Source organism: Phenylobacterium sp. (assembly GCF_030646615.1).
GTDB lineage: Bacteria > Pseudomonadota > Alphaproteobacteria > Caulobacterales > Caulobacteraceae > Phenylobacterium.
Genome location: NZ_JAUSLG010000096.1, coordinates 18,970 through 41,645 on the forward strand (window position 1 = coordinate 18,970; position 22,676 = coordinate 41,645).

Here is a 22,676-nt window from a genome sequence, read left to right on the forward strand (position 1 = left end):
AGCGGCGGCGATAGGCTAATTCACGGGGTCGCGCGCACGATCCGGCAGACAATTCTGGATCGTGCTCTGAGGCTGTGGCCGAAGACGGAGCAAAGCATATGAACCGACGGACCCTGTTGCTTTCGACGGCGGGCCTGGCCCTGGCGCCCTGCTTTTCCTGGGCGGAAGACGGGCTGGGCGCCATCGCCCCGCCCCGTCCGCCCCGGCGGCCCCTGCGGATCGAGCAACTGGGCCGTGTCCGCAATGATCCCTATGCCTGGCTACGCGATCCCAACTGGGCCGAGGTCTCCCGCGACAGCAGCCTGATGTCGCCGGAGATCCGCGCCCATCTGGAGGCCGAGAACCGTTACGCCCAGGCCCTGCTGGCCCCGACGCAAGCGCGGCAGGACGCCTATGCCCAGCGCATGAAGGCCCTGGCCGAGGGCGACGAATCCCAGCCGCCGGTCCCCGATGGCCCCTTCGCCTACTATGCCTATGTGCGTCCCGGCGAGGATCATCCCGTCCATGCCCGGCGGCCCATCGGCGGCGGCGAGGAACAGATCCTGCTGGACGAGCAGGACCGCGCCCGGGGTCATGCCTATTTCCGCACCACGGCGGCGGCCCATAGCCCCGATCACAGCCTGTTTGTCTGGGCCGAGGACGTGGAGGGCGGCGATCGCCACCGCATCTGCATCCGCGACCTCGCCACCGGCGAGGTCCGCACCACCCCCCAGGCCGAGGGTTTCGGCTGGGAGGGCCTGGTGGTCTCCCCCTGCTCGCAATGGGTGTTCTGGATCTGGCGTGATCCCCTGGGCCGCCCCGCCAAAATCTTCCGCCGCCCGGTCCGCGGGGACAGCGATGAGCTGGTCTATGAGGAGCGCGATCCGGCCCTGTTCATGGCCCTGTCGCGGATGGCGTCCGGCGCCTTCGTCACCATCCAGATCCTGGGCCCGGACGTGGATGAGGCCCGGCTGATCCCGGCGGATAACCCCACCGCAGAACCCATCCTCGTGGAGCCCCGTCAGCCTGGACTGCACTACCAGGTTCAGGAGTGGAACGGCCAGCTGGTCATCCTCACCGACGCCGACGACGCCATCGACGGCAAGCTGATGACCGCGCCCCTCGACCGTCCCGGCCGCGCCCACTGGCAGGAATGGATCGCCCACGCGCCGGGCCGGCACATCCTGGAGATTCGGCCGCTCCGCGACCACCTGGTCCGCCTCCAGCGCCGCAACGGCCGCCTGGAGGTGATCGCCCTGCCCCGGGACGGCGGCGATGAGGTGCAGGTGGCCTTCGATGAGGCCGCCTACCTCGTCACCCTGGAGCCGCATCAGGCCTATGACACCGCGGTCCTGCGCCTGAACTGGCAGTCCCCACGGACCCCGCCGCGCTGGATCGACTGCGATCTGGCGGGCGGCCAGCAGACCCTGGTCAAGGCCCGGCAGATCGGCGCGGGCTATTCCGCTGACGCCTATGAGGTGCGGAGCCTGTTCGCCCCCGCCAGCGACGGACAACAGATCCCGGTCACGGTCCTGATGCGCAGGGGCGCGGTTCTGGACGGCCGGTCGCCGCTGTTGCTCTTCGCCTACGGCTCCTATGGCGCCTCGACCGAGGCGAAGTTCTCGGTCCCCGTGCTGGCGCTGGTGGAGCAGGGCTTCATCTACGCCATCGCCCATGTGCGGGGGGGCTCGGAAAAGGGCCGCCAATGGTTCCTGGATGGCCGGCGCTTCCAGAAGGCCAACACCTTCACCGACTTCATCGCCTGCGCCGAACACCTGATCGACCAGGGCTATACGCAGCCCAAGCGCGTGGTCGCCTATGGCCTGTCGGCCGGCGGCCTGCTGATGGGCGCGGTGGCCAATATGCGGCCGGACCTGTGGGGCGGTGTGATCGCCCAGGTGCCGTTCGTGGACATGCTCAACACCATGAGCGACGCCGACCATCCGCTGGTGCCGGCCTTCCGTCCCGACTGGGGCGACCCCCTGGCCGACCCGGAAGCCTATGACTACATCGCCTCGATCTCGCCCTATGAGAACGTGCGGCCCCAGGCCTATCCGCCGATCCTGGCGACGGCCGGCGTACGGGATCCGCGGGTCAGCTACTGGGAGCCGGCCAAGTGGGTCGCCGAGATCCGCGAGCAGGCGACCGGCGGCGGCCCGATCCTCTTCCTGACGGACATGGAGGCCGGCCACCAGGCGGCCGGCGGCCTGTCGTCGCAGTTCAAACAGATGGGCCGTTTCTGGGCCTTCGCCGAGCAGAGCCTCATATGGTCAGCATAAGACGGGACGACGCCTTCACCATCGGGCGCCTCGACGCCCACGACCAGGCCGCCCTGGTGGCGCGCGGTGAGGTCACCGCCACCGAGCTGACCGAAGCGGCGATCGTCCGGATCGAGGCCCTGGATCCTCAGCTGCTGTCGGTGAGTTGGCCGGCCTTCGACCTGGCCCGCAGGCGCGCCGCCGCTCCCCTGCCTGAGGGGCCGCTGGCCGGCGTTCCCTATCTGTTGAAGGACTCCCTGGACTATCCGGGCCTGCCCAGCCGGGCGGGATCGGCGAGCCGTAGCGATGCGGTTCGCGCCTTTGCCCATCCCTATGTCCGGCGACTGGACGCCGCGGGCCTGGTTCCCGTCGGCAAGTCGGCCATGCCGGAGTTCGGACTGCTTCCGGTCACCGAGCCTCTTATCGGTCCTGTGACGCGAAATCCCTGGTCGCCGGCCCATTCGCCCGGCGGCTCCAGCGGCGGGGCTGGCGCGGCGGTGGCGGCGGGGCTAGTCCCCCTGGCCCATGGCAGCGACGGCGCAGGCTCGATCCGCATCCCCGCCTCGGCCTGTGGCCTGCCAGGGCTGAAGCCCGGCCGTGGGACCACGGTGCGGGTGCGCAGCCGCCATGTGATCGAGGATCTGCTGGTGGGCGACAGCCTGATGGCCCGCAGCGTCCGCGACGTGGCCGCCGGCTTCGCCCTGGCCCGGCCCGAGGCCGCCCCGACGATCACCGGACCCAGCCTTCGCCGGCTGAAGATCGCCTATGCCAGCCGCACCCTGGCAGGCGCCGAGCCGCACGAGAGCCTGACCAGGGCCCTGGAGGAGACCGTCAATCTCTGCGCCCGCCTGGGCCACGAGGTGCGCCCGGCCTGGCCCGCCATCGACGGCCCCGCCGCCGAGCGCGCCGAGCAGGTCTTGTGGAGCCACATCGGCGCGGATTGCGTCGACGCTGTCGCCGCCGCGGGCCAGGACCCGGCCGTGGCGCTGGAGCCCTGGACCCGAGCCCTGGGCGAGATCGCTGCGGGACTCAGCCATGCCGATCTGGAAGCCGCCTATGGTCAGATCGCCGCCCTGCCCCGCCAACTGGCCGCCTTCTTCGGGGACTTCGACGTCCTGCTGACCCCGACCCTGTCAGCGCCCCCGCCGCGGATCGGCGAGATGGCGCCCGACACCGCGCCCGAGACGCTGATGGCCAGGATGTTCGGCTGGTGCGGCTATACGCCTTTGCAGAACATGGCCGGCACGCCCGCCATGACCCTGCCGCTGGCCTGGGACGGGGACGGTCTGCCCTTGGGCCTGATGTTCGCCGCTGACCGGGGGCAGGAAGATCTGCTGCTCGCCCTGGCCTTCGAACTGGAGGCCGCCGCCCCGTGGGCGTCTCACTGGCCGCAGATCTCCGTGAACGGGGGCCGCGATGGACGCGCCGCCTGACAAGTACGCCGCGCGATCCGAGGCCGACGTTCTGGCGCTGGTCACCGCCCATCCCCTCGCCTGGGTGGTCAGCGCGGGGGAAGGCTTTTCCGCCACGCCCCTGCCCCTTCGCCCGCGACTGGACGGAGCGGGCCAGCTCACGGCGCTCGCCGGGCACTTCGCCCGGTCCAATCCCCAGGTCCAGCGGTTGAGGGCCGCCCCCCGGGCGCTGGCGCTGTTCATGGGGCCGCACGGCTATGTGTCCCCCTCCTGGATGGAAGACCGCACCCAGGCGCCGACCTGGAACTATGCCTGCGCCGCCTTTGACTGCGACATCGTTTTCGAGGAAAGCCCGGAGGCGACCCGGGCCGTCCTGGACGAGTTGATCGAGGCCATGGAGGCTGGGCGCCCCAAGGCGTGGGGCGCCGACGACATGGGGCCGCGCTATGAGGGTCTGTCCCGGGGCGTGGTGGGATTTCGCGCCGAAATTCGCGCCCGGCGAGTGGTGTTCAAGCTCGGCCAGGACGAGCGGGACGACGTCTTCGCCGACATCATGGCCGCCCTGCAGCAGGAGGGTCCGCAGGATCTGGCGCGCCTGATGGACGTCTACGCCGCCGCCCGCGCATGATCGATGGCGGCTTCGAAATAGTGGCTGGGCGCCACCCCGAAGGCCCGTTGGAACATGGCGGTGAAGGCGCTGGGGCTGTTGTAGCCCACATCGAACGCCACCGTCGTCACCGCCCCGCCCAGGGAGAGCAGCGACAGGGCGTGGGCCAGCCGCACCTGCTGGCGCCATTCGCTGAAGCTGATGCCCGTTTCGCGGCGGAAGGCGCGGGTGAAGGTCCGCCGACCCATGCCCGACAGGTCGGCGAAATGGTCGAGGTCGGCCTCGTCGCCGGGGCTGTCCATGACCAGGCTGCAGGCCCGGAGCAACCGTCCGTCCTTGGGCATCGGCACCTGGAGGGCCTGGACCGGATGCTCCACCGCCACGGCGATCTCGTCCAGGATCAACTGCATGATCCGCGCTTCGCGACCATCGAGGGCGTACTCCACCGGCAGGTCCGAGGCCTCCAGGATCAGCTCTCGCAACAGGTTGCTGACCTTCAGCACCTGGCAGCGATCCGGCAGGCGCGCATCGGCGCCGGGCTCCACATACAGCGTGCGCAGGGAGACATGACCCCGGCAGAGCGCCTGATGCCGCACGCCGGCCGGCATCCAGACCGCCCGCTGCGGGGGGATCGTGAAGCTGGTGTCGTCGGTCATCACCGACATCACGCCTGCGCTGGCATAGAGCAGCTGCGCCCGCTCATGGCTGTGCGGCGGGTCCATGAAGTGCGGCGGGTACTCGTCCACCAGCACAGCCACCGGTCGGGGGACGTGCTGATAGTCGTCGCCGCGTGTGCTTCGCTCCATATGGCCCACATTAGACGATCACAGGCCGATGGTCGACGGCGAGCCAAACCCCGGGCTGGTATCGGCCCCGAACGCCTGCCCCCTAGGCGGCAAGGTCAACAATCGGGCGCCACCGCCCGCCATAAGGTGTCAGGACGAGCATGAGCGGCATCCAAGGGCTGGGCGGCGGCGATCTGGACGACGCCGTGCGGGATTTCATCGCCCGCACCGGGCAGGAGTATGCCCGCCAGGCGCAGGGCCGCGCCCTGACTCCCGTCGAAGCCCGGGAGGTGGCCGAAAAGGTGCGGGCGCCCTGGCGGACAGGCGGGCCTGTCATGCATCGCACCACCGAGGCCCACGCCCCTTCGGCTCACGGCCCCGTGCGCCTGAGGATTCACGATCCCTCGCCAGAGTCCGGCAAGCCGATCCTGATCTATGTCCATGGGGGCGGCTGGATGCTGTTCAGCCTGGAGACCCATGACCGGCTCATGCGCGAATACGCCGCCAGGTCGCAGGCCGTGGTGGTGGGGGTCGACTACGCCCTCTCGCCGGAAGCCAAGTTCCCGCTGGCCCTGGAGCAATGCCTGGCCGCCGTCCGCTGGGCCGCCGGCGGCGGCGTGGGCGAGGCCGGCGATGCGTCGCGACTGGCCATGGGCGGCGATTCCGTGGGCGGCAACATGTCCCTGGCCAGCGCCGTGGCCCTGCGGGACGCCGGCGAAGGCGACCTGCTCAAGGCCCTGATGCTCCACTATGGCGCCTTTGACACCGAGATCGACCCCCAGCATCGCGTGCGCTTCGGCGGCCAGGGCTACATGCTGACCCCGGAGGAGATGGACGTCTATTGGGCGGCCTACCTCACCACCCCTGAGGAGCGGACCAACCCGCTGGCCGTCCCCGCCCGGGCCGATCTGGCGGGCCTGCCCCCTGTGTTCCTGACCATTCCGGCCTGCGACGTCCTGACCGGGCAGAGCCTGGCCCTGGCCGATCGCCTCGCCGCGGCGGGGGTGCAGGTCCGGGCTGAACTCTATGCCGGCGCCTCGCACAGCTTCCTGGAGGCGGTCTCCATCAGCGCCCTGGCCGACCGCGCCCTGCAGGACGGCTCAGACTGGCTGGCCGCAACCCTGGCCCCGGCGCCCTGAAGGCTCTGCGTGGTCTAGGGTCAGGTCGACTCTTTCCAGGCGATTCGGACCGGTCCCATGAGCAAGCCCCCAGAACTGAAGTACCGCCCCCTGGCCGACGGGCGCTATGAGGTGTGGCTCCATGCGGTGGTGCCGCAGGACGCCCTGCTCGGCCTTCACGGGGTGCTGGCCCAGTACGCCGCCGAGGGTCCGCCCGAGCCGGAGCCCGAGGAGGGCGCCGACGGGACGGACGCCGATTCAAGTTCCGGCGGGCTCGCCCACTGAGTCCGCGCGAGCCAGAATTTCCCGCCGGCGGGCCAGGACAAGAACGAGGTCATAGGGATAGGCCAGAACCTCCCGCGCGCTCATCCGCCACCATTCCCGGCGCCGGGCGCGGCCCCGGCCGGCCCCGATAGGACCAGGCTCGCTCGTCACCCCCAGCAGGGCGAACATCATCGCCACCCGGGGGACATGGTAGGCGTCGGTGCAGATGATGGCCCGGCTCAAGCCCCGGGCGCGCAGGAAACCCAGCGCAGCTATGACGTTCTCAAGGGTGTCGCGGCTGTGCTCGTCCAGGACCAGGCGCGCCGGATCGACCCCGGCGGCCTGCAGCAGGTCGGCCATCACCCGAGCTTCGGACGGACCGTGCCGGCCCAGGCCGCCCGAACAGAAGATGGGACTGTCAGGCCTGGCCCGTGCTGCGGCCAAGCCATAGCCCACGCGCCGCGCCAGGGCGGGACTGGCCCGGCCTCCTGGCCAAACGGCGGCGCCGAATATGACGATGCCGGCCTTGTTCATGGGCGAAGCCTGCCCCAGGGCGGGGGCCGCCGCCAAGAGATCAGGCCTCGGGGAACCGATCGTCCTGATGAGGCTCGGGCGGGGCTGCCGGCGCATCATTGAGGGGCGGCAGCAGGCCTGCGATCAGATCCTCCTGCTCGGCCTGTCGCACAGCCCGGCGGACATTGAGCCGGAGCAGCAGTTCGGCGTCGCGCCAACGCTCGCGGACCTCTTCCAGCCGCGCGGCCAGATCCGATCCCATGACGTTCTCGGTTTCGCCCGCATAGAGCACTCGGGCTTCGGCGCCCTGGTTCAGTTCGGCGATCACATAGTTTGCGCCCGCGGTCGGAGGGATGCGGTCATCCTCCAGCGCGGTGTAGCGATAGGTCGTGCCGGACTTGCCGACGAAATCGAGTTGGCGGGCCAACACAACGCTCCCAGCCTTGATACGTATTTCAATCCTGCCTGCGGACGACCCGCAGACAGGCCCTCTCTACACGGTCAAATCGGGCGAAAGCGAGACGAGATCCACGGTCAAGCTATTCAAATTTGTGGGGCTCCCTGTGGACGGAACAACCTCGGCCATAAGACGTTCGAACCAGGACCTGGCTCTGCTAGGGTTCTGGCTTGCGGCGATTCAGCCGGCCTCGTCTTCGGAGCAGCGCCATCAGTAGTGTCTCGACCTCGGACGAAGCCCCAGCCGCCTTCGAGCTGACGGGCGACGGCGCCGACCGCGCCGTCCGTCTCACGGGCGACTGGACGCTGAACGCCCTGGGGCGCGAGGGCCGACGCCTGAGCGAAGCCCTGAAGCGTGATCCCGCCGCCCATTTCGACCTGACCGAGGTCGGCAAGCTCGACACCGCCGGCGCCTTCGCCCTGATCCGCGCGGCCGGCGGCGAGCTGGACCCCGCCAAGGTGGAGGCGCGCCCCGAAAACCAGCGCCTGATCGAACTGGTGGCCGAGGCCGCCGCCAAGCGCGCCGAGCCCAAGCGCGAGCCCCGCGGCTGGCACGAGATGACGGTGCGGATCGGCAAGGGGGTGGTGGGCACCGCCTATGACGCCTTCGACACCCTGGTGTTCGCCGGCCATCTGCTGATTGTGCTCGGCAAGAGCGTGGTGAACCCACGCCGCATCCGCTGGGCCTCGGTCTTCTCCCTGGCCGAGCGCGCCGGCCTGGACGCCATTCCCATCGTGGCGGTGACCTCCTTCTTCATCGGCGCCGTCGTGGGCCTGCTGGGCGCCAACATGCTCCGCGAGTTCGGGGCCCAGGTCTTCGCCGTCGAACTGATCGGCGTGGCCGTGCTGCGGGAATTCAACATCCTGATCACCGCCATCCTGCTGGCGGGCCGCTCGGCCTCCTCCTTCGCCGCCGAGATCGGCTCGATGAAGATGAACCAGGAGGTGGACGCCATGAAGGTCATGGGCGTCGATCCCTTCGAGGCCCTGGTCTTCCCCCGTTTCATGGCCTTGCTCGTGACCATCCCCCTGCTCACCTTCGTAGCCACCCTGGCCGGCCTGTGCGGCGGGCTGGCCGTCACCTGGAGCGTGCTGGACATCGGCCCCAACTTCTTCTTCCAGCGCATCCTGGAATATGTCGGTCCCACCCATTTCTGGGTCGGCCTGTCGAAGGCGCCGATCATGGCCATCGTCATCGCCGGCATCGGCTGCCGCCAGGGCATGGAGGTCGGCGGCGATGTGGAGTCCCTGGGCCGCCGGGTGACCGCCGCGGTGGTGCACGCCATCTTCGCGATCATCATGATCGATGCCGCCTTCGCCCTGCTCTATATGGAGCTGGACATTTGACCGACCTGGATCAACCCACCGCCCCTGAGCCCACGACCAGCCCCGACGAGGCCCCGGCGAACGACTATGTCATCGAGGTTTCGGGCCTGCGCTCACAGTTCGGCGACCATGTGGTGCATGACGGCCTCGACCTGAATGTGCGCCGGGGCGAGATCGTCGCCGTGGTCGGCGGGTCTGGATCGGGCAAGTCGGTGTTGCTCAACACCATCATCGGGCTCAAGTCGCCCGATGGCGGCACGGTCAAGGTGTTCGGCCAGGATGTGGACAAGGCGCGGGAAAGCGCGGGACTGGAACGCCGGTGGGGCGTTCTCTTCCAGCACGGCGCCCTCTTCTCCAACCTGACCGTGCGCGAGAATGTCGAGGCGCCCATGCGCGAACACACCCGCCTGTCCGCCCGAGAAATGGAAGAACTGGCCGATCTCAAGATCGCCCTGGTCGGCCTGCGGCCCGATGCGGGCGCACTGAAGCCGGCCGAGCTCTCCGGCGGCATGCGCAAGCGCGCGGCGCTGGCGCGAGCCCTGGCGCTCGACCCCGACCTGCTGTTTCTGGACGAACCCACGGCAGGCCTCGACCCCATCGGCGCCGGCGCCTTTGACGAACTGATCCGCGACCTTTCCGACAGCCTTCATCTTACGGTCTTCATGATCACCCACGACCTCGACAGCCTCTATGCGATCACCGACCGCGTCGCCGTGGTCGCCGACAAGAAGGTGGTCGCCCAGGCGCCGGTGACCGAGCTGGAGACCTCCGACCACCCCTGGATTCAGGAATACTTCCTGGGTCCCCGCGGGCGCGCCGCCGCCAAGGCCCGCACCCTGGCGAGCGAGGCCTGATCATGGAGAAGAACGCCAACTACGCCCTGGTGGGCCTCTCGACCCTGATCCTGTTCATCGGCCTGGTGATCTTCAGCATCTGGCTGGCCCGCGTCGCCTTCGCCCGGGACTACGATGTCTATGACATCCTGTTCCAGGGTCCGGTCCGCGGCCTGACCCAGGGGGGTGAGGTCCACTTCAACGGCATCAAGGTCGGCGAGGTGACCGACATCTCGCTGGACCGCACCAATCCGAGTCGCGTCATCTCCCGCATCCGGGTGAACTCCGACGTGCCGATCCGCGTCGACTCCTTCGCCACCCTGGAGCCCCAGGGGATCACCGGCCTCAACTATGTGCAGATCACAGCCGGCACCTCGACCCGCCCCCTGCTCAAGGATGCCTCGCCTGAAGGCCGGGTGCCGATCATCCAGAGCCAGCGCAGCACATTGGCGGACCTGCTCGAGGGCGGCGGCACCGTGCTGTCACGCACGGTCGAGGCCCTGGATCGGGTCAATCGGGTGCTGTCTGACGAGAACATCCTGACGCTTGGCGCGGCCATCTCCGACGCCCAGGCGGTGACCGCGGAGCTGCGCGAGCGCAAGGCCATCATCGCCGACGCGCAGGTGGCGCTGCAGAACATCGGCGAGGCCGCCGAGGAGGCTCGCGCCCTGGCCGCTTCGACCCGTGACATCGTCGACACCGACGGCCGGGCGGCCATGGCCAGCCTGAGCGAGGCGGCCGCGGAAACGGAGGCCGCTGCGGGCGACCTGCGCAAGATCCTGGCCGGCCTCGAAGGGCCGACCGCAGACTTCGCGACCTATGGCCTGCCCCAGGTCACCCGGGCCGCCGAGACCCTACAGGAGGCCGCCGAGTCCCTGTCGCGCCTGACCAACGAGGTCAGCTCCAATCCCCGCGGCGTGGTCGGCAAGGGGCCAGCCATGGAAATCGAGGTGAAGCCATGATCGCCGCCCTTCGCGCCCTCGGCCTGACCGCCGCGGCGCTCGCCCTGTCGGCCTGCGTCTCGCTGCTGCCGGACGCCGAGCCGTCGCAACTCTATCGCCTGGAGGCGGCGATCGACCCGGGCGCCACGGTCGCGCCGCCGGCGCCGACCTTCGGCCTGGTCCTGCCCACCACGGGGTTCGTGCGGGCCGCCAGCGGCGACCGCATCCTCACCGTCACCGGCGACGAGGTGGCCTATATCGCCGGCGCCCGCTGGGTCGCGCCGGCCACCGACCTGTTCGGAGAGGCGGTCGAGCGCGCCTTCGACGCCAATACCGGCCCTGCCCGCCTGGTCACCCGTGGCGAGATGCGGACAGCCGAGAGCGTCCTGCGGCTCGATGTGCGGCGGTTCGAAGTGGTCTATGACCGCGGCCAGAACGCCGCCCCGCTGGTGGTGGTCCGCCTGCGCGCCACCCTGGTCAATCGCGGCGACCGCGCCCTGATCGACGAGGACGTGTTCGAGGCCGAGGTCCGCGCCACAGACAACCGTGTCAGCGCCATCGTCGCGGCCTTCAATTCCGGAACCGGCCAGGTTCTGACCCAGCTGGTCGATTGGTCCAACCGCACCGGCGCGCCACGGGGCTAGAGCCCGCACATCTTGAAGTGTTAATCTTGCCGGACGCACCGTCCACGGGTGCGCGGCGGCGCGGCCGGGTTCAGGCCAAGCCTGCGGACTGGGCAGAAGCCTGCGCGAGCGACGCCGTTTCTGAACGCGATCCAGTCAGCTCGGCCTTACGCAGAACGCCAGGAGCCCCGCGCACCTTGATTGCCCATCATGCGGCCTCGACCGTGGTGACTGATGGTTTGCGCGCTTGGCGCAGCCTGTGGATGCCAAATGATCGATCCCCGCGCAAAATTTGTCGCCTGGGTCGGCGCGCAAATCCTGCCTCACGAGGCCGATGTGCGCCGCTGGCTGAGCCATGGGGGTTGGAGCCGGGACGAAATCGACGACATCGTCCAGGATGCCTACTGTCGCATCGCCGCCCTCGCGTCGATCGATCATATCCAGAATGGCAGGGCCTATCTGTTTCAGACAATCCGGAGCGTCGTAACGGATCGACTGAGGCAGGCACGGGTCGTGTCGATCGCGCGCACGACGGAATTGGCGACGTTGGACGTCTTAGATCATGCACCCTCCGCAGAAAGGGTCGTGGCTGGCCGACTTGAGCTTCGCAGGGTCCAGGCTGTTATCCAGTCTTTGCCAGAGCGGTGCAGCACGATATTCATGATGCGCCGGGTCGATGGACTATCCCAGCGTGAGATCGCCAGACGGCTCGGCGTGACCGAAAATGTGGTGGAGGCTCAGGCGGCGCGGGGATTGCGTTTGATCCTGACCGCCCTCACCCGGGATGACGGAGCAGAAGAGGCGGCCAACCGCACAGAACCTGATGTCAGACGCACAAGCCGCAAGAGAGATTGATGATGAAGCGGCCCTCTGGGCCGTGCGGACCGATGCGCGAGACCTTGGATCTTCGACGGACCCTGAGCTTAGAGCTTGGCTGGCGGGCGATTCCCGCCGAGTGGGCGCATACCTCCGCGCCCAGGCCGCCCTCAGCCTCGTAGATCGGGCGCGGGCGCTGCCGCTGACCGACCTGCAGCCGGAAAAGAGCGCGCGTAGCCTCCCAAGACGGGCCTTGTTGGCTTGGGGCGGCGGAGCGCTCGCCGCAGCCATCGGTGGAACGACCGTCTTTCTGAACCTGGGCCAGGAACAGTACAGCACCGGCCTTGGCGAAGTTCGACGGGCGCCTCTGATCGACGGCACCCAGATCGTTTTGAACACCGATAGCGCTCTCAAAGTCCGGTTCACCTCTCGCCGACGACACATCGAAATCCTGCGCGGCGAGGCCTGGTTCGATGTCGCTCACGATCCCACGCGTCCGTTCGTCGTTCGGTCCGGCGCCGCACGTTTCCAGGTCCTGGGCACCGCCTTCAGTGTCCGCCAGCAGAAAGGTCGAACCGATCTTCAGGTCACCGATGGAACGGTTGAGGCGTGGCGGATCAATGACGAAGGTCGCGCCAAGGTCCCCGCAGGTCACCGTGTTTCGGTGACGGACGACGCTGAGGCGCTTCTCGTCCGTTCAGACCCTGGCGCGATCCGCCGGAGCCTGGCCTGGCGGCAGGGCGAGGTCGTCCTGGACGGAGAAACGCTCGCCGAGGCCGCTACGGAGTTCAACCGCTACAACGCCCTCAAGATCGTGGTGGAGACTCCCGAACTTGGCCAGGAGCAACTCGTTGGCCTGTTCAGCACCAATGATCCTGAGGCTTTTGTCGCCTCCGTCGTCACCCTGCTCGGGGCGGAGGCGCGGCATGAAGACGGCGCTCTGCGTCTGCGGCGCCCATGATCATGCTTCAGCTTCCGAGGTCTGATTAATTTTCGAGCGAAACGGCCGAATGCGGCCGGGACGCCCCCACAAGCCCCGGAACGGGGTTCTAGCAACGTCCTCCCCCTGACGCCGGATGAAGCCGGCTCAAGCCAAGGGGGACAATATGAACACAAAATCGAAGACGATGACGGCCTGGCGCAGGCGGCTTTTCTGCGCCTGCGCGGTTGGCGCGATGCTGACCTGCGCCCCCGCCTGGGCGCAGGCGCAGCCATTCCAAGTGGCCGCTCAGCCGGCGGCCTCCGGTATCGCCGAATTCGCCCGCCAGGCCGGTGTTCAGATCCTCGTGGCGGCCGACGAGGTTCGCCACAAGCAGACCCGAAGCGTCCAGGGCGAACTGCCGGTGCGCAAGGCCCTCGAGGGCCTTCTGGCCGGCACCAACCTTGTGGTCCTCGCCGATGACGGCCGCACGATCACCCTGGGCCCTGCGCCGACCCCCCTCATCCGCACGGCATGGCAGTCCGCAGCCCCGCCCATCCAGACGGCGCAAGCCGCCCCGTTTCCGGCTGCGCCAATGGAGGTGGAGATCGGCGAGGTGCTTGTGACGGGCTCGCGCCTGCAGGTCACCGGCTTCCAGGCCCCAACCCCGGTGACCACCGTGGGCGCCGCCGAGATCGAGCAACGCGCAGCCGCCAGTGTCTTCGAAATTGTCCGGGACATTCCGAGCTTTCGGGGCTCAAGCGGACCCAGCGTGAACTCGACGGGCGCTCAGAACGCCTCCAAGGCCAACCTCGATCTGCGCGGCCTGGGCGGCCAGCGGACCTTGGTCATGCTCAACGGACGCCGCCACGTGCCGGACGGCCAGACAGGGCTTTTCGACACGAACCTGATTCCAACCAGCCTGATCGAGCGGGTGGAGATCGTTACAGGCGGCGCCTCTGCGGCCTATGGCTCCGACGCGGTGGCTGGGGTGGTCAACTTCATCCTGCGCAACCGGATGGAGGGCTTCGACGTCAACCTCCAGTACGGCGTCTCGCAGGAGGGCGACAATGTAGAGGTCAACGGATCCACCGCCTGGGGGACCTCGTTCGCCGACGGACGCGGCCACTTCATCATCGGCGGCGACTTTACACTCAACAATGGCTCCGGCCTGATGGATTCCCGGGACTGGGGCGAAAGCTACCCCGGCGTGATGTCCTTGCCGGCCAACCGTCCCGCCGGGCTGCCCGCCACCATCATCTCCAACAACGTCTTCACCTCGGCCTACAATTCCAACGGCCTGGTCCCGTCAGGGCCGCTGCGTGGCACAGCCTGGAACGCCGACGGCGGAATCTATCAGTACCAGTATGGATCGATCATCGGGAACACCGAGATGATCGGCGGCACGATCGATAGCTGGGAGAATCCGGACCAACGTCTGCGCCCCGCCTATGATCGGAGCGCCGCCCTGGCGCGGGCCGAGTACGAACTGACCCCGGAGATCAACGCCTTCGCTCAGCTCCACTACGGCAACCTTCTGACCTACGGACAGTCGTTCGGCGCGCGCATTCCCAACTACAACAACTACCCGGTCTTGATCACCAACCCTTTCCTGCCGGCTTCCGTGGTTGCGTCCATGCAGGCCGCCGGGGTCGATCGTATTCCCTACAGCGCCACACGGCGCGACGATGTGGGATCGATCCGGTCGCGGAACCGGACAGAGAGTCTGCAGGCCGACTTCGGCCTGGACGGAAAGGTGTTCAGCGATTGGAACTGGGATGTGGGCGTGGGGCTCGGGCGGGCGACGTTCAATCCAAACCTCAGCGGCACGCCCCGCACAGCGGACTTTTTCCAGGCCGCCTATGTGGTGACCGGCCCCGACGGCCAACCGGCCTGCGGACCCGTTGAAACCAATCCCCACTTCAACGCTCAACGGCCGGAAGAACGCGCCAAGTGGATCGCCAACCTGTCCCCCGGCTGCGTGCCCTACAATATCTTCGGCGCCAATGTGGAGGAGAACCAGGCTGCGCTGGCCTACTTCAACTCCGCCTCGCAGCAGAAGAATGACCTGCGCCAGTACACAGTCCAGGCCAACCTCGCCGGGGAGGCGTTCGATCTTCCGGCCGGGCCCGTGGCCATCGCCACCGGTTTCGAATGGCGCAAGGACACGGCCGACGTGAACGGCTGCCCCGACTGCAAGCGGGGTGCGCTCATGAACCAGAACTACCCCACCTACACCGGCGAGATTGAGGTGAAGGAGGTCTATCTTGAGGGCGGCGTTCCGATCCTGCGGGACCTGCCCTTCGCCCAGTCTCTGGACCTGAACGGCGCGGTTCGGCGGACCAACTATTCCACCTCCGGTTCGGTGACGACCTGGAAAGGGGGCGCAACCTGGGAGCCTGTTGAAGCACTACGCCTCCGCTTCACCAAGTCACGGGACATTCGCGCGCCCAATATCAACGAGCTGTTCAACCCCGGGTCGGAAGGCAACCCGAACGTGGTCAACAGGGTCACGGGCCGGTCAGGCTTCACCAAGAGCAATACGGTGGGCAACGACCAGCTCGTCCCGGAAACCGCCGACACCACGACGATCGGCCTGGTGATCCAGCCGACATGGGAGTGGGCGTCCGGCTTCCGCGCCTCCATCGACTACTACGACATTGAGATCCGGGACGTGATCGCCACCCTCGGCGTTCAAGAGATCCTCGACCGCCTGCTGGTGGGCGGTGACCAGTCCTATGCCCGCTTCGTTGAACTCGACCCCAGCAGCCCTATCGGCGTCGCGCGGGTCAACGTGCCTCAGCTCAATCTCAACGCCCTGAAGACCAACGGGGTGGATATCGAGATGGTCTATCGGGCTCCGCTCGATAACTTCGACCTGCCGGGAAACCTGACATTCCGGGCGCTGGGCACCTGGGTGGATGACCTGAGGACGATCGCAGGGACCCAGGACACCGACAATGCCGGGGCGACGATCCCCACCTGGTCTTGGAACGGCCAGGCGACCTACACCCTGGACCGCCTGACCGCCAACCTGATGGTCCGCTACACCAGCACGATCAAGTACAACGTCAATCTGGTGGGTCCAGAAGACCCGAACTACAACCCCGCCGCGTCCAACAGCGTCAACAAGAACGTCTGGCCCGAGGCGGTCTATTGGAACACCAGCCTGCGCTACCAGGTCGTCGATCGGCCGGGCCGGCAGATCCAGGCCTTTCTCAACATCGACAACCTGTTCGACAAGGACCCGCCGATCGTGGCGATCAGCCTTGGCGGCTCTCCCTATGACCTGGTCGGCCGCGCCTTCAAGGCCGGTGTGCGGATGAGCTTCTAGATGTCGCCCCCCTTCCCCAACCAAGGACTCTGCATCGTGATCAGACACGCCATCCTCGCGGCCGCCGTCGCTGCCCTGGCAGGGCCTGCCCTGGCCCAGGGGCCCACGCCCCTGCGGGCTACCCCCGATGTTCACCTCCGTTCGACGCCGGAAACCGTGCTCAGGGGCTCGATCTCCGCGACCCGGCCGCCAGTCCTGAGGATCACGTCAGGCCAGACTGTCCGCATTGACACCGTCTCCCATGGCGGTCTGACGGATGATCCGGTCGCCTACTTCGCCCAGGCCGGCATTTCGGCCGATGAGGTTCTCCAAGACGTGAAGGACATTGCTGCGGTGAGCAGCGGCGAAGGTTGGCGGGGCCACGTCCTGACCGGACCGATCTATGTCGAGGGCGCCGAGCCTGGAGACATGCTTGAGATCCGGATCATCGATCTGGAGCACCGCGTGCCTTACGGGGTCAACAGCCCCGGAACCGGCGGCGTAGCGCCCGGCCTCTTGACCGAACAGGTCCAGAAGATCCTGAAATTCGATCTCGAGCGGAAAGTCGCCCTCTTCTCTCCTGAAATCGAAGTGCCGCTCGGCCCGTTTCTAGGGATCATGGCTGTGGCGCCCGACCCCGCCATCGGCACTGTGGGCTCCCGAGCGCCGGGGATTTTCGGCGGAAACATGGACCTCAAGCGGCTGACCGTCGGCTCCACCCTCTATCTGCCAGTCCTGAATCCCGGAGCCCTGTTCTACACTGGCGACGCTCACGCCGCCCAGGGCGACGGGGAGGTCTCCGGCAACGCCATTGAAGCCTCGCTGACCGGCACGCTCCAGTTCATCGTCCACAAAGGCAAGGGCGCTGAAATGCCGGCGCCCTTCGCGGAGGATGCGGAAAACTACTATGTCATGGGTCTGGACGAAGACCTCGACAACGCCATGCGGAAGTCGGTGGAGAACACCGTAGCCTTCCTGCAATCACACGCCGGCATCCCCAAGGCCGACGCCTATTCTATCTCCAGCATCGCCGTCGACTTTGCCGTCGCCGAGGCGGTGGACGGCGTAGAGATCATCTATGGGACGGTGCCGAAGAAGCTGTTCCTGAAAACCGTGCCCTACTGGGCCGATTAGAATGACAGGGGCGGCGCTCCCCAGCGTCGTCCCTACCCTTCCAAGCCGCTCTGCCGCTTGGCGGCGGTGACGGTGTTCTGCAGCAGGCAGGCGACGGTCATCAGGCCGACGCCGCCGGGCACAGGCGTGATCCAGCCGGCCACCTCGCGGGCCTCCTTGAAGGCCACATCGCCCACCAGCTTGGTCTTGCCGGCGGCGGCCTTTTCCGGATTGTCGAAGGGCACGCGGTTGATACCCACATCGATGACGGCCGCGCCCGGCTTGATCCAGTCGCCGCGGATCATCTGCGGCCGGCCGACGGCGGCCACGATGATGTCGGCCTGACGGCAGACCGCGGCCAGGTCCCTGGTGCGGGAATGGGCGATGGTCACCGTGCAGTCGGCCTGCAGCAGCAGCTGCGCCACTGGCCGGCCGACCAGGACAGAGCGGCCGACGACGACCGCCGACTTCCCCGTCAGATCGCCCAGGGTCTCGCGCAGCATGATCATGCAGCCGAGCGGCGTGCAGGGGGTGAGCGCCGGCTCCCCATTGGCCAGGCGGCCGGCATTGACCACGTGCAGGCCGTCCACATCCTTGTCCGGGCTGATGGCCGCCAGGGCCGCGCGCTGGTCCAGATGTCCCGGCAGGGGGAGTTGCAGCAGGATGCCGTGGATGCGGGAATCTTCATTGAGCCCGGCGATCAGCAGCAGCAGTTCGTCGATATGGGTATCGGCCGGCAGGCGGTGGGTGATCGAATGCATGCCTGCCGCCAGGGACTGCTCGCCCTTGGACTTCACATAGACCTGGCTGGCCGGGTCGTCGCCCACCACGATCACCGCCAGGCCCGGCTGAATCTCATGGTCCCGGCGCAGGCGCGCGACCTCCTCGGCCACCTCGGCGCGGACGCGTTCGGAATAGATCTTGCCGTCGATGATTTGGGCCTGGGGCATGACGACTCCTGAGGTGAGGCTGTGGCCCGCCACCTAGACCCTGGCGGCGCGCGGCGCAACGCAGTGGGCTTGCGCCCTTCAGCCGCGGCGCAGCCAGCAGGCCAGCGCCCAGGCGTGGCTGTCGCGGCTGAGCATAGTCAGGGCCTCGGCCGGGGCACGCCAGAACAGCGTATGGTCGGCCTCGATCTTCCGCTCCGGGCGCGCGGCGAGGATGTCGACGGCGAAGAAGACGCCGCGGGTGTTGTAGGCCTCGGACGCGCCATTGACGAAGAAGTGGTCGGCCAGGGTCAGGCGCCCCTTGGCCGCGACCTCCAGCCCCGTCTCCTCGACGAACTCCCGCGCCACGGCGACCTCGGCGGCCTCCCCCGGATCGATCCCGCCACCGGGCAGGTCGATGCGTACGGGGCCGTCGGCCGGCTCGACCCGGACCAGGGCCACCAGCCCGTCCCGCACGCCCACCCCGAAGGCCACGGGCCGGTCGGGATAGGCGCGGCCGGGTTCGGGAACGCCAAACTGTGGAACCTTGGCCATCAATCGATCGAGTAGAGCGCGTCGAAGGGATCGACGCGGCCGGCCACCACATCGGCCACCTTCACCGGACGCCAGCCCACCTGCGAGTCGACGCTGTCGCGCCACGCCTCGACGACGAGATCCCGCAGTTCCGAAGCCCCGGCGGCGGTCTGGGTCAGCACGAAGGCCACCCCCCGGGGATCGGCGGGCGCAAATCCGCCGGCCTTTTCCAGCGCGTAGAATGGCTCCACCTCGGCGAAGCCCGCCAGGATGTAGTCGACGGTCCGATCCTCGACCGCACAATCGCAAAGGCGAAGCGGCGCCATGGCGCCCTTGAGGTCGGCCAGGCTGACATGGGCGCGGGTGAACTCGCCTTCAAACACGCCGTGGATCCGCTCGGTGGTGTAGCCCTTGGGGTTCGGATAGTCCCCCCAGCCATTGTAGTGGACGGTGGTGTGCAGGGGCTGGGCGCCGTCGGCCACATAGTGCGACAGCGCGCCGATGGTGGTCTTCAGCAGGCCCTCCCGCAGGGCGCGGTCGGCGGCGTACCAGGCGCGGCGCCCCGGATCGGTCTCCCGCGCCTCGGCGGCGACCAGCACCCGCCAATAGGCGAAGTCGAGGGTCAGTTGCTGGTACTGGTCGACGATGGAATATTGCAGATAGCCGGCCTTCCAGCTGTCGGTTCCGGCGGCCTGGAGCTGTTTCTCGTAGTCGGCGCGGGTCGGCGGCAGCGGCGTTTCGAATTTCGGCCCGCCCATCACCAGGCCGGCGTCATCGATATCGACGAAGTGGGCCGGGTCGCGGTTGGAGTCGTGGATCTTGCCCGCGCCCTTGGAGCGGTCGGGCTCGCGGCTGAGCTCGCCAATCTCGCTGATCCCCGTGGGATCGCGCAGGAAGGCGGGAACCTCGTCCGGCAGAGCCTCCATGGCCGCCACGCCGATGATGCGGTGCCCATGGCCGCCCCAGGCCAGGGCGTGGGCGGGGGCCATGACGGCCAGGGCCGCCAGCACCAGAGGAAGCGTCGCGATCCGCATCTGGAAAAACTCCTAGTCTTTGATCGGCAGGGCCGCCTCCACCCGCGCGATCCAGGCCTGCACCCTGGGATAGCGCGAAAGGTCGAAACCGCCCTCGCCGGCCAGCCGGGTATAGGCGACCAGGGCGACATCGGCGAGACTGAGCTGTTCGCCAACCAGAAAAGTCCCCGCCGCCAGGGCGTCTTCCAGCCGCTGCAGGGCCGCAGCGCCCCGCTCCACCAGCCGCGGCTCGAGGCTCTCGACAGACCTGCCCTCATAGCGGACCCGGAAACGGGCGACCGCCACATAGGGCTCGTGGCTGTACTGCTCCCAGAACATCCACTCCAGCATCCGGGCGCGGGCATAGGCGTCGGCCGGGATCAGGTCCGAGCCTTCGGCCAGGTGCAGGAGGATGGCGTTGGACTGGGCCAGGGGCCGGCCGTCCGGCAGAATCACCACCGGAACCTGGCCGGCCGGATTGATCGCCAGGAACTGCGGGGTGCGGGTCTCGCCCTTCAGCAGGTCGATCTCGACCCACTCATAGTCGAGACCCAGCCGCTCCGAGGTCCACTTCACCTTCAGGCAATTGTCCGAGATGGAATCCCCATAGATTCTAAGGCCCACGGCCCGTCTCCCTGACTGCTCGCAAGACTGGTGATATCTGACCTGTTGCAGGCGCCAAGCCTGTTTGACTCCCTGCGCCACGGGAAGATCTCAATTGAACGGGTTGCGAGCCCGGGCTTTGCCAGCTACCCACTGGCCACCAGCTTCACGACGCAGGATGACGCCGCCATGCGACGCCGCCTCGCCGCCCTGGCGGCTCTACCCTTCCTGGCCCTGGCCTCCAGCACCCAGGCCGCGACCAGCGACCCGATCGGCGATCTGATCGTGGGCGCGATGACCGGGGGACTCCCCGGCACGCCAGCCTACCGAATGCGCGCCTCGCTTTACCATGCCGGCGCCGCGGGCGTCGGCGCCCTGGACTCCCTGGGCTGCAAGGTGGTCGCCATGCGCACCGCCGCCATCGACAAGAGCCTCATCCCCCGCCGCACCGTGCTGTTCATCAAGGAGACCGTCGGCCTGCCGATGCCCGATGGCGGCGTCCACGACGGCTACTGGTACGCCTCTGACGTCGGCGGCTCGATCAAGGGCGAAAAGATCGACCTCTTTACCGGCCATGGACGGTCCTCCATGAAGCCGATGATGCCCCTGAACCTGTCGGAGCTGACCGTCACCAAGGTTGGCGAGTTCAAGGGCTGCCCCCCGGCCAAATAGGCCAAGGGGCGCTCGGACCTCAGGTCTCGACGAAGGCCTTTTCCAGGACGAAGTCGCCGGGTTTGGCGATGGAGCCCTCCTCGAAGCCGCGCTCGATGAGCATGGTCTTTAGGTCGGCGAGCACGCCCGGCCCCCCGCAGAGCATCAGGCGGTCCACGGCCGGATCCAGCGGCGGGACGCCCAGGTCTTCGAACAGCTTGCCCGAGGCGATCAGATCGGTGATCCGCCCCTGGGTCTTGAACGGCTCCCGCGTGACGGTGGGGTAGTAGCGCAGCTTGTCGCCGATAACCTCGGACAGGATCTCGTCCTTGGCCAGGTCTTCCTCGAACAGCTCGCGATAGTTCAGGTCGGCCACATTGCGCACCGTGTGGGTGACGATCGCCTCCTCGAACCGCTCATAGACCTCGGGGTCGCGGGCCAGCGACAGCCACGGGGCCAGGCCGGTGCCGGTGCCGAGCATATAGAGGCGCTTGCCGGGCTTCAGGCCGTCCAGCACCAGGGTGCCGGTGGGTTTGCGGCCGATCAGCACCTGGTCGCCCACCTTGATCTTCTGCAGGCGCGAGGTCAGCGGGCCGTCGGGCACCTTGATGGAATAGAATTCCAGCTCCTCGTGCCAGGCGGGGCTGGCGATGGAATAGGCGCGCAGCAGCGGCTTGCCGTCCACTTCCAGGCCGACCATCACGAACTGGCCGCTGGAGAACCGCAGGGAGGGGTCGCGGGTGGTGCGGAACGAGAACAGGCTGTCGGTCCAGTGCTGGACCCAGGTCACGGTTTCCAGGTTGAAGGCCCCGGCCTTCTTCGGGGCCGGCGCGGCCACGGTCACGTCAGTCATCAGGTCGTCTCTCTGTTTCGATCCGGCTGAGCCAGCCAGGTCGGAAAGGGCTCTGGCGAAAGTCAGATGTCGCCGCCGACATTGGTCGACCCGCCGGCGGTCGTGGTGATCCCCGGCGCGCGGGCGACATGTATGCCGCATTCGCTCTTTTGCGAACCCTGCCAGCGGCCGGCGCGGACATCCTGTCCGTCTTCGACCGGCGAGGTGCACGGCCAGCAGCCGATCGAGGGAAACCCTTGCGCCACCAGGGGATGGGCCGGCAGGTCGTGGGCCAGGACGTAGGCGTCCAGGTCTTCCTTGCCCCAGTTGGCCAAGGGATTGAACTTCACATGCGGATCGGCCTCCTCGACCACCCGCAGGGACAGGCGGTCGCCCCCGTGGAAGCGCTTGCGGCCAGTGATCCAGGCGTCGAATTCGCCGAGCGCCCGGTCCAGCGGCAGGACCTTGCGGATATGGCAGCAGCCGTCCACGTCGGTCTTCCACAGCTTGGCGTCAGGGTCGGCCACAGCCAGGTCCTGATAGTGCGGACGCAGGTCGCGCACGTCGGTCAGGCCTAGCTGAGCGGCCAGGTTGCGGCGATAGTCCAGGGTCTGGCCAAAGAGCATGCCGGTGTCCAGGAACAGGATCGGGATGTCCTTGCTGACCTGGGCGGCCAGGTGCAGCAGCACAGCCGACTCCGCCCCGAACGACGAGACCATGGCCAGCTTGTCGCCAAACTCGCGATGCGCCGCGGCGATGATTTCGGTCGGCTCGGCGTGGCGCAGTTCGGCGTCGAGCCGGTCTGCGATCGATGGCCGATCAGTCTGATCATAGGCCATGG

Annotated in this window: 23 protein-coding genes; 14 read left to right on the forward strand and 9 right to left on the reverse strand. The window is 67.9% G+C overall.

The window, feature by feature from the left end:
- The first annotated feature begins 98 nt into the window (after nucleotides 1-98).
- From Q7S93_RS17255 to Q7S93_RS17265, 3 genes are read left to right on the forward strand one after another with little or no spacing between them, the layout of a single operon-like run.
- Complete coding sequence (locus Q7S93_RS17255; RefSeq protein WP_304715701.1) at nucleotides 99-2,258, forward strand: S9 family peptidase; 2,160 nt, start codon at nucleotides 99-101, stop codon at nucleotides 2,256-2,258.
- On the forward strand, nucleotides 2,246-3,670 hold the full coding sequence (locus tag Q7S93_RS17260) for an amidase (RefSeq protein ID WP_304715704.1): 1,425 nt from the start codon (nucleotides 2,246-2,248) through the stop codon (nucleotides 3,668-3,670). The genes Q7S93_RS17255 and Q7S93_RS17260 overlap by 13 nt, the downstream gene beginning before the upstream one ends.
- Nucleotides 3,654-4,277, forward strand: a complete 624-nt coding sequence (locus Q7S93_RS17265; protein WP_304715708.1) for an FMN-binding negative transcriptional regulator — start codon at nucleotides 3,654-3,656, stop codon at nucleotides 4,275-4,277. Before Q7S93_RS17260 ends, Q7S93_RS17265 begins: the two co-directional genes overlap by 17 nt.
- Here Q7S93_RS17265 and Q7S93_RS17270 read toward each other — a convergent pair.
- Nucleotides 4,256-5,062, reverse strand: a complete 807-nt coding sequence (locus Q7S93_RS17270) for a helix-turn-helix domain-containing protein (RefSeq protein ID WP_304715719.1) — start codon at nucleotides 5,060-5,062, stop codon at nucleotides 4,256-4,258. The genes Q7S93_RS17265 and Q7S93_RS17270 overlap by 22 nt on opposite strands.
- Before the next feature lie 140 nt (nucleotides 5,063-5,202).
- On the opposite strand from Q7S93_RS17270, the gene Q7S93_RS17275 reads away from it, so the two are divergent.
- Both Q7S93_RS17275 and Q7S93_RS17280 read left to right on the forward strand, forming a co-directional pair.
- Entirely contained in the window at nucleotides 5,203-6,180 is a 978-nt protein-coding gene (locus tag Q7S93_RS17275) for an alpha/beta hydrolase fold domain-containing protein (protein ID WP_304715724.1), read from the forward strand.
- A gap of 57 nt (nucleotides 6,181-6,237) precedes the next feature.
- Nucleotides 6,238-6,444, forward strand: coding sequence for a hypothetical protein (locus tag Q7S93_RS17280; protein ID WP_304715729.1), 207 nt, complete (start codon nucleotides 6,238-6,240; stop codon nucleotides 6,442-6,444).
- On the opposite strand, the gene Q7S93_RS17285 is transcribed toward Q7S93_RS17280, so the two are convergent.
- Both Q7S93_RS17285 and Q7S93_RS17290 read right to left on the reverse strand, forming a co-directional pair.
- Entirely contained in the window at nucleotides 6,418-6,957 is a 540-nt protein-coding gene (locus Q7S93_RS17285) for a YdcF family protein (protein ID WP_304715732.1), read from the reverse strand. The genes Q7S93_RS17280 and Q7S93_RS17285 overlap by 27 nt on opposite strands.
- 40 nt (nucleotides 6,958-6,997) lie before the next feature.
- The gene (locus Q7S93_RS17290; protein WP_304715733.1) at nucleotides 6,998-7,363 is read right to left on the reverse strand and encodes a hypothetical protein; all 366 of its coding nucleotides are present in this window, start codon (nucleotides 7,361-7,363) and stop codon (nucleotides 6,998-7,000) included.
- Nucleotides 7,364-7,602: 239 nt separating this feature from the next.
- Between Q7S93_RS17290 and Q7S93_RS17295 the strand changes: the two genes are divergently transcribed.
- The 8 genes from Q7S93_RS17295 to Q7S93_RS17330 all read left to right on the forward strand — a co-directional run bounded on the left by Q7S93_RS17295 (nucleotide 7,603) and on the right by Q7S93_RS17330 (nucleotide 17,297).
- Nucleotides 7,603-8,739, forward strand: coding sequence for an ABC transporter permease (locus Q7S93_RS17295; RefSeq protein WP_370652201.1), 1,137 nt, complete (start codon nucleotides 7,603-7,605; stop codon nucleotides 8,737-8,739).
- A 5-nt stretch (nucleotides 8,740-8,744) separates the two neighbouring features.
- Nucleotides 8,745-9,572: an ABC transporter ATP-binding protein gene (locus tag Q7S93_RS17300; RefSeq protein ID WP_370652202.1), complete on the forward strand. Its 828-nt coding sequence runs from the start codon at nucleotides 8,745-8,747 to the stop codon at nucleotides 9,570-9,572.
- Nucleotides 9,573-9,574: 2 nt separating this feature from the next.
- Complete coding sequence (locus tag Q7S93_RS17305) at nucleotides 9,575-10,513, forward strand: MlaD family protein (RefSeq protein ID WP_304715737.1); 939 nt, start codon at nucleotides 9,575-9,577, stop codon at nucleotides 10,511-10,513.
- A complete protein-coding gene (locus tag Q7S93_RS17310) occupies nucleotides 10,510-11,136 on the forward strand; it encodes an ABC-type transport auxiliary lipoprotein family protein (RefSeq protein ID WP_304715738.1) in 627 nt (208 codons plus the stop codon). The genes Q7S93_RS17305 and Q7S93_RS17310 overlap by 4 nt, the downstream gene beginning before the upstream one ends.
- A gap of 249 nt (nucleotides 11,137-11,385) precedes the next feature.
- Nucleotides 11,386-11,970 (forward strand): RNA polymerase sigma factor, encoded by a 585-nt coding sequence (locus tag Q7S93_RS17315; protein ID WP_304715740.1) that lies wholly within the window; start codon nucleotides 11,386-11,388, stop codon nucleotides 11,968-11,970.
- 100 nt (nucleotides 11,971-12,070) lie between these two features.
- The gene (locus tag Q7S93_RS17320; RefSeq protein ID WP_304715741.1) at nucleotides 12,071-12,892 is read left to right on the forward strand and encodes a FecR family protein; all 822 of its coding nucleotides are present in this window, start codon (nucleotides 12,071-12,073) and stop codon (nucleotides 12,890-12,892) included.
- 145 nt (nucleotides 12,893-13,037) lie between these two features.
- The gene (locus tag Q7S93_RS17325) at nucleotides 13,038-16,184 is read left to right on the forward strand and encodes a TonB-dependent receptor (RefSeq protein ID WP_304715743.1); all 3,147 of its coding nucleotides are present in this window, start codon (nucleotides 13,038-13,040) and stop codon (nucleotides 16,182-16,184) included.
- 36 nt (nucleotides 16,185-16,220) lie between these two features.
- Nucleotides 16,221-17,297 carry an acetamidase/formamidase family protein gene (locus tag Q7S93_RS17330; protein ID WP_304715746.1) on the forward strand — a complete coding sequence of 359 codons (1,077 nt, stop codon included), beginning with the start codon at nucleotides 16,221-16,223 and terminating at the stop codon, nucleotides 17,295-17,297.
- 32 nt (nucleotides 17,298-17,329) lie between these two features.
- On the opposite strand, the gene folD is transcribed toward Q7S93_RS17330, so the two are convergent.
- The 4 genes from folD to Q7S93_RS17350 all read right to left on the reverse strand — a co-directional run bounded on the left by folD (nucleotide 17,330) and on the right by Q7S93_RS17350 (nucleotide 20,373).
- Nucleotides 17,330-18,226, reverse strand: a complete 897-nt coding sequence (gene folD, locus Q7S93_RS17335) for a bifunctional methylenetetrahydrofolate dehydrogenase/methenyltetrahydrofolate cyclohydrolase FolD (protein ID WP_304715749.1) — start codon at nucleotides 18,224-18,226, stop codon at nucleotides 17,330-17,332.
- 78 nt (nucleotides 18,227-18,304) lie between these two features.
- On the reverse strand, nucleotides 18,305-18,757 hold the full coding sequence (locus Q7S93_RS17340; RefSeq protein WP_304715750.1) for an NUDIX domain-containing protein: 453 nt from the start codon (nucleotides 18,755-18,757) through the stop codon (nucleotides 18,305-18,307).
- Entirely contained in the window at nucleotides 18,757-19,770 is a 1,014-nt protein-coding gene (locus Q7S93_RS17345) for a S1/P1 Nuclease (protein ID WP_304715753.1), read from the reverse strand. Before Q7S93_RS17345 ends, Q7S93_RS17340 begins: the two co-directional genes overlap by 1 nt.
- 12 nt (nucleotides 19,771-19,782) lie before the next feature.
- Nucleotides 19,783-20,373 carry a glutathione S-transferase family protein gene (locus tag Q7S93_RS17350; protein ID WP_304715755.1) on the reverse strand — a complete coding sequence of 197 codons (591 nt, stop codon included), beginning with the start codon at nucleotides 20,371-20,373 and terminating at the stop codon, nucleotides 19,783-19,785.
- 168 nt (nucleotides 20,374-20,541) lie between these two features.
- Here Q7S93_RS17350 and Q7S93_RS17355 point away from each other — a divergent pair, with 168 nt between their 5' ends.
- Nucleotides 20,542-21,024 carry a 3D domain-containing protein gene (locus tag Q7S93_RS17355; protein ID WP_304715761.1) on the forward strand — a complete coding sequence of 161 codons (483 nt, stop codon included), beginning with the start codon at nucleotides 20,542-20,544 and terminating at the stop codon, nucleotides 21,022-21,024.
- A 19-nt stretch (nucleotides 21,025-21,043) separates the two neighbouring features.
- On the opposite strand, the gene Q7S93_RS17360 is transcribed toward Q7S93_RS17355, so the two are convergent.
- Together Q7S93_RS17360 and Q7S93_RS17365 are read right to left on the reverse strand one after the other, a co-directional pair.
- Nucleotides 21,044-21,856 carry a ferredoxin--NADP reductase gene (locus Q7S93_RS17360; protein ID WP_304715766.1) on the reverse strand — a complete coding sequence of 271 codons (813 nt, stop codon included), beginning with the start codon at nucleotides 21,854-21,856 and terminating at the stop codon, nucleotides 21,044-21,046.
- A 62-nt stretch (nucleotides 21,857-21,918) separates the two neighbouring features.
- Nucleotides 21,919-22,674, reverse strand: a complete 756-nt coding sequence (locus Q7S93_RS17365) for a phosphoadenylyl-sulfate reductase (RefSeq protein WP_304715772.1) — start codon at nucleotides 22,672-22,674, stop codon at nucleotides 21,919-21,921.
- Between the last annotated feature and the right edge of the window lie 2 nt (nucleotides 22,675-22,676).

What these genes read in the sequence shown, in the direction of transcription:
- Q7S93_RS17255 (WP_304715701.1), top strand. Translation starts at nt 99, where the DNA reads ATGAACCGACGGACCCTGTTGCTTTCGACGGCGGGCCTGGCCCTGGCG.
- Q7S93_RS17280 (WP_304715729.1), top strand. Translation starts at nt 6,238, where the DNA reads ATGAGCAAGCCCCCAGAACTGAAGTACCGCCCCCTGGCCGACGGGCGC.
- Q7S93_RS17360 (WP_304715766.1), bottom strand. Translation starts at nt 21,856, where the DNA reads ATGACTGACGTGACCGTGGCCGCGCCGGCCCCGAAGAAGGCCGGGGCC.
- Q7S93_RS17265 (WP_304715708.1), top strand. Translation starts at nt 3,654, where the DNA reads ATGGACGCGCCGCCTGACAAGTACGCCGCGCGATCCGAGGCCGACGTT.
- Q7S93_RS17275 (WP_304715724.1), top strand. Translation starts at nt 5,203, where the DNA reads ATGAGCGGCATCCAAGGGCTGGGCGGCGGCGATCTGGACGACGCCGTG.
- Q7S93_RS17310 (WP_304715738.1), top strand. Translation starts at nt 10,510, where the DNA reads ATGATCGCCGCCCTTCGCGCCCTCGGCCTGACCGCCGCGGCGCTCGCC.
- Q7S93_RS17345 (WP_304715753.1), bottom strand. Translation starts at nt 19,770, where the DNA reads ATGCGGATCGCGACGCTTCCTCTGGTGCTGGCGGCCCTGGCCGTCATG.
- folD (WP_304715749.1), bottom strand. Translation starts at nt 18,226, where the DNA reads ATGCCCCAGGCCCAAATCATCGACGGCAAGATCTATTCCGAACGCGTC.
- Q7S93_RS17315 (WP_304715740.1), top strand. Translation starts at nt 11,386, where the DNA reads ATGATCGATCCCCGCGCAAAATTTGTCGCCTGGGTCGGCGCGCAAATC.
- Q7S93_RS17285 (WP_304715732.1), bottom strand. Translation starts at nt 6,957, where the DNA reads ATGAACAAGGCCGGCATCGTCATATTCGGCGCCGCCGTTTGGCCAGGA.
- Q7S93_RS17270 (WP_304715719.1), bottom strand. Translation starts at nt 5,062, where the DNA reads ATGGAGCGAAGCACACGCGGCGACGACTATCAGCACGTCCCCCGACCG.
- Q7S93_RS17260 (WP_304715704.1), top strand. Translation starts at nt 2,246, where the DNA reads ATGGTCAGCATAAGACGGGACGACGCCTTCACCATCGGGCGCCTCGAC.
- Q7S93_RS17340 (WP_304715750.1), bottom strand. Translation starts at nt 18,757, where the DNA reads ATGGCCAAGGTTCCACAGTTTGGCGTTCCCGAACCCGGCCGCGCCTAT.
- Q7S93_RS17305 (WP_304715737.1), top strand. Translation starts at nt 9,575, where the DNA reads ATGGAGAAGAACGCCAACTACGCCCTGGTGGGCCTCTCGACCCTGATC.
- Q7S93_RS17365 (WP_304715772.1), bottom strand. Translation starts at nt 22,674, where the DNA reads ATGGCCTATGATCAGACTGATCGGCCATCGATCGCAGACCGGCTCGAC.
- Q7S93_RS17355 (WP_304715761.1), top strand. Translation starts at nt 20,542, where the DNA reads ATGCGACGCCGCCTCGCCGCCCTGGCGGCTCTACCCTTCCTGGCCCTG.
- Q7S93_RS17325 (WP_304715743.1), top strand. Translation starts at nt 13,038, where the DNA reads ATGAACACAAAATCGAAGACGATGACGGCCTGGCGCAGGCGGCTTTTC.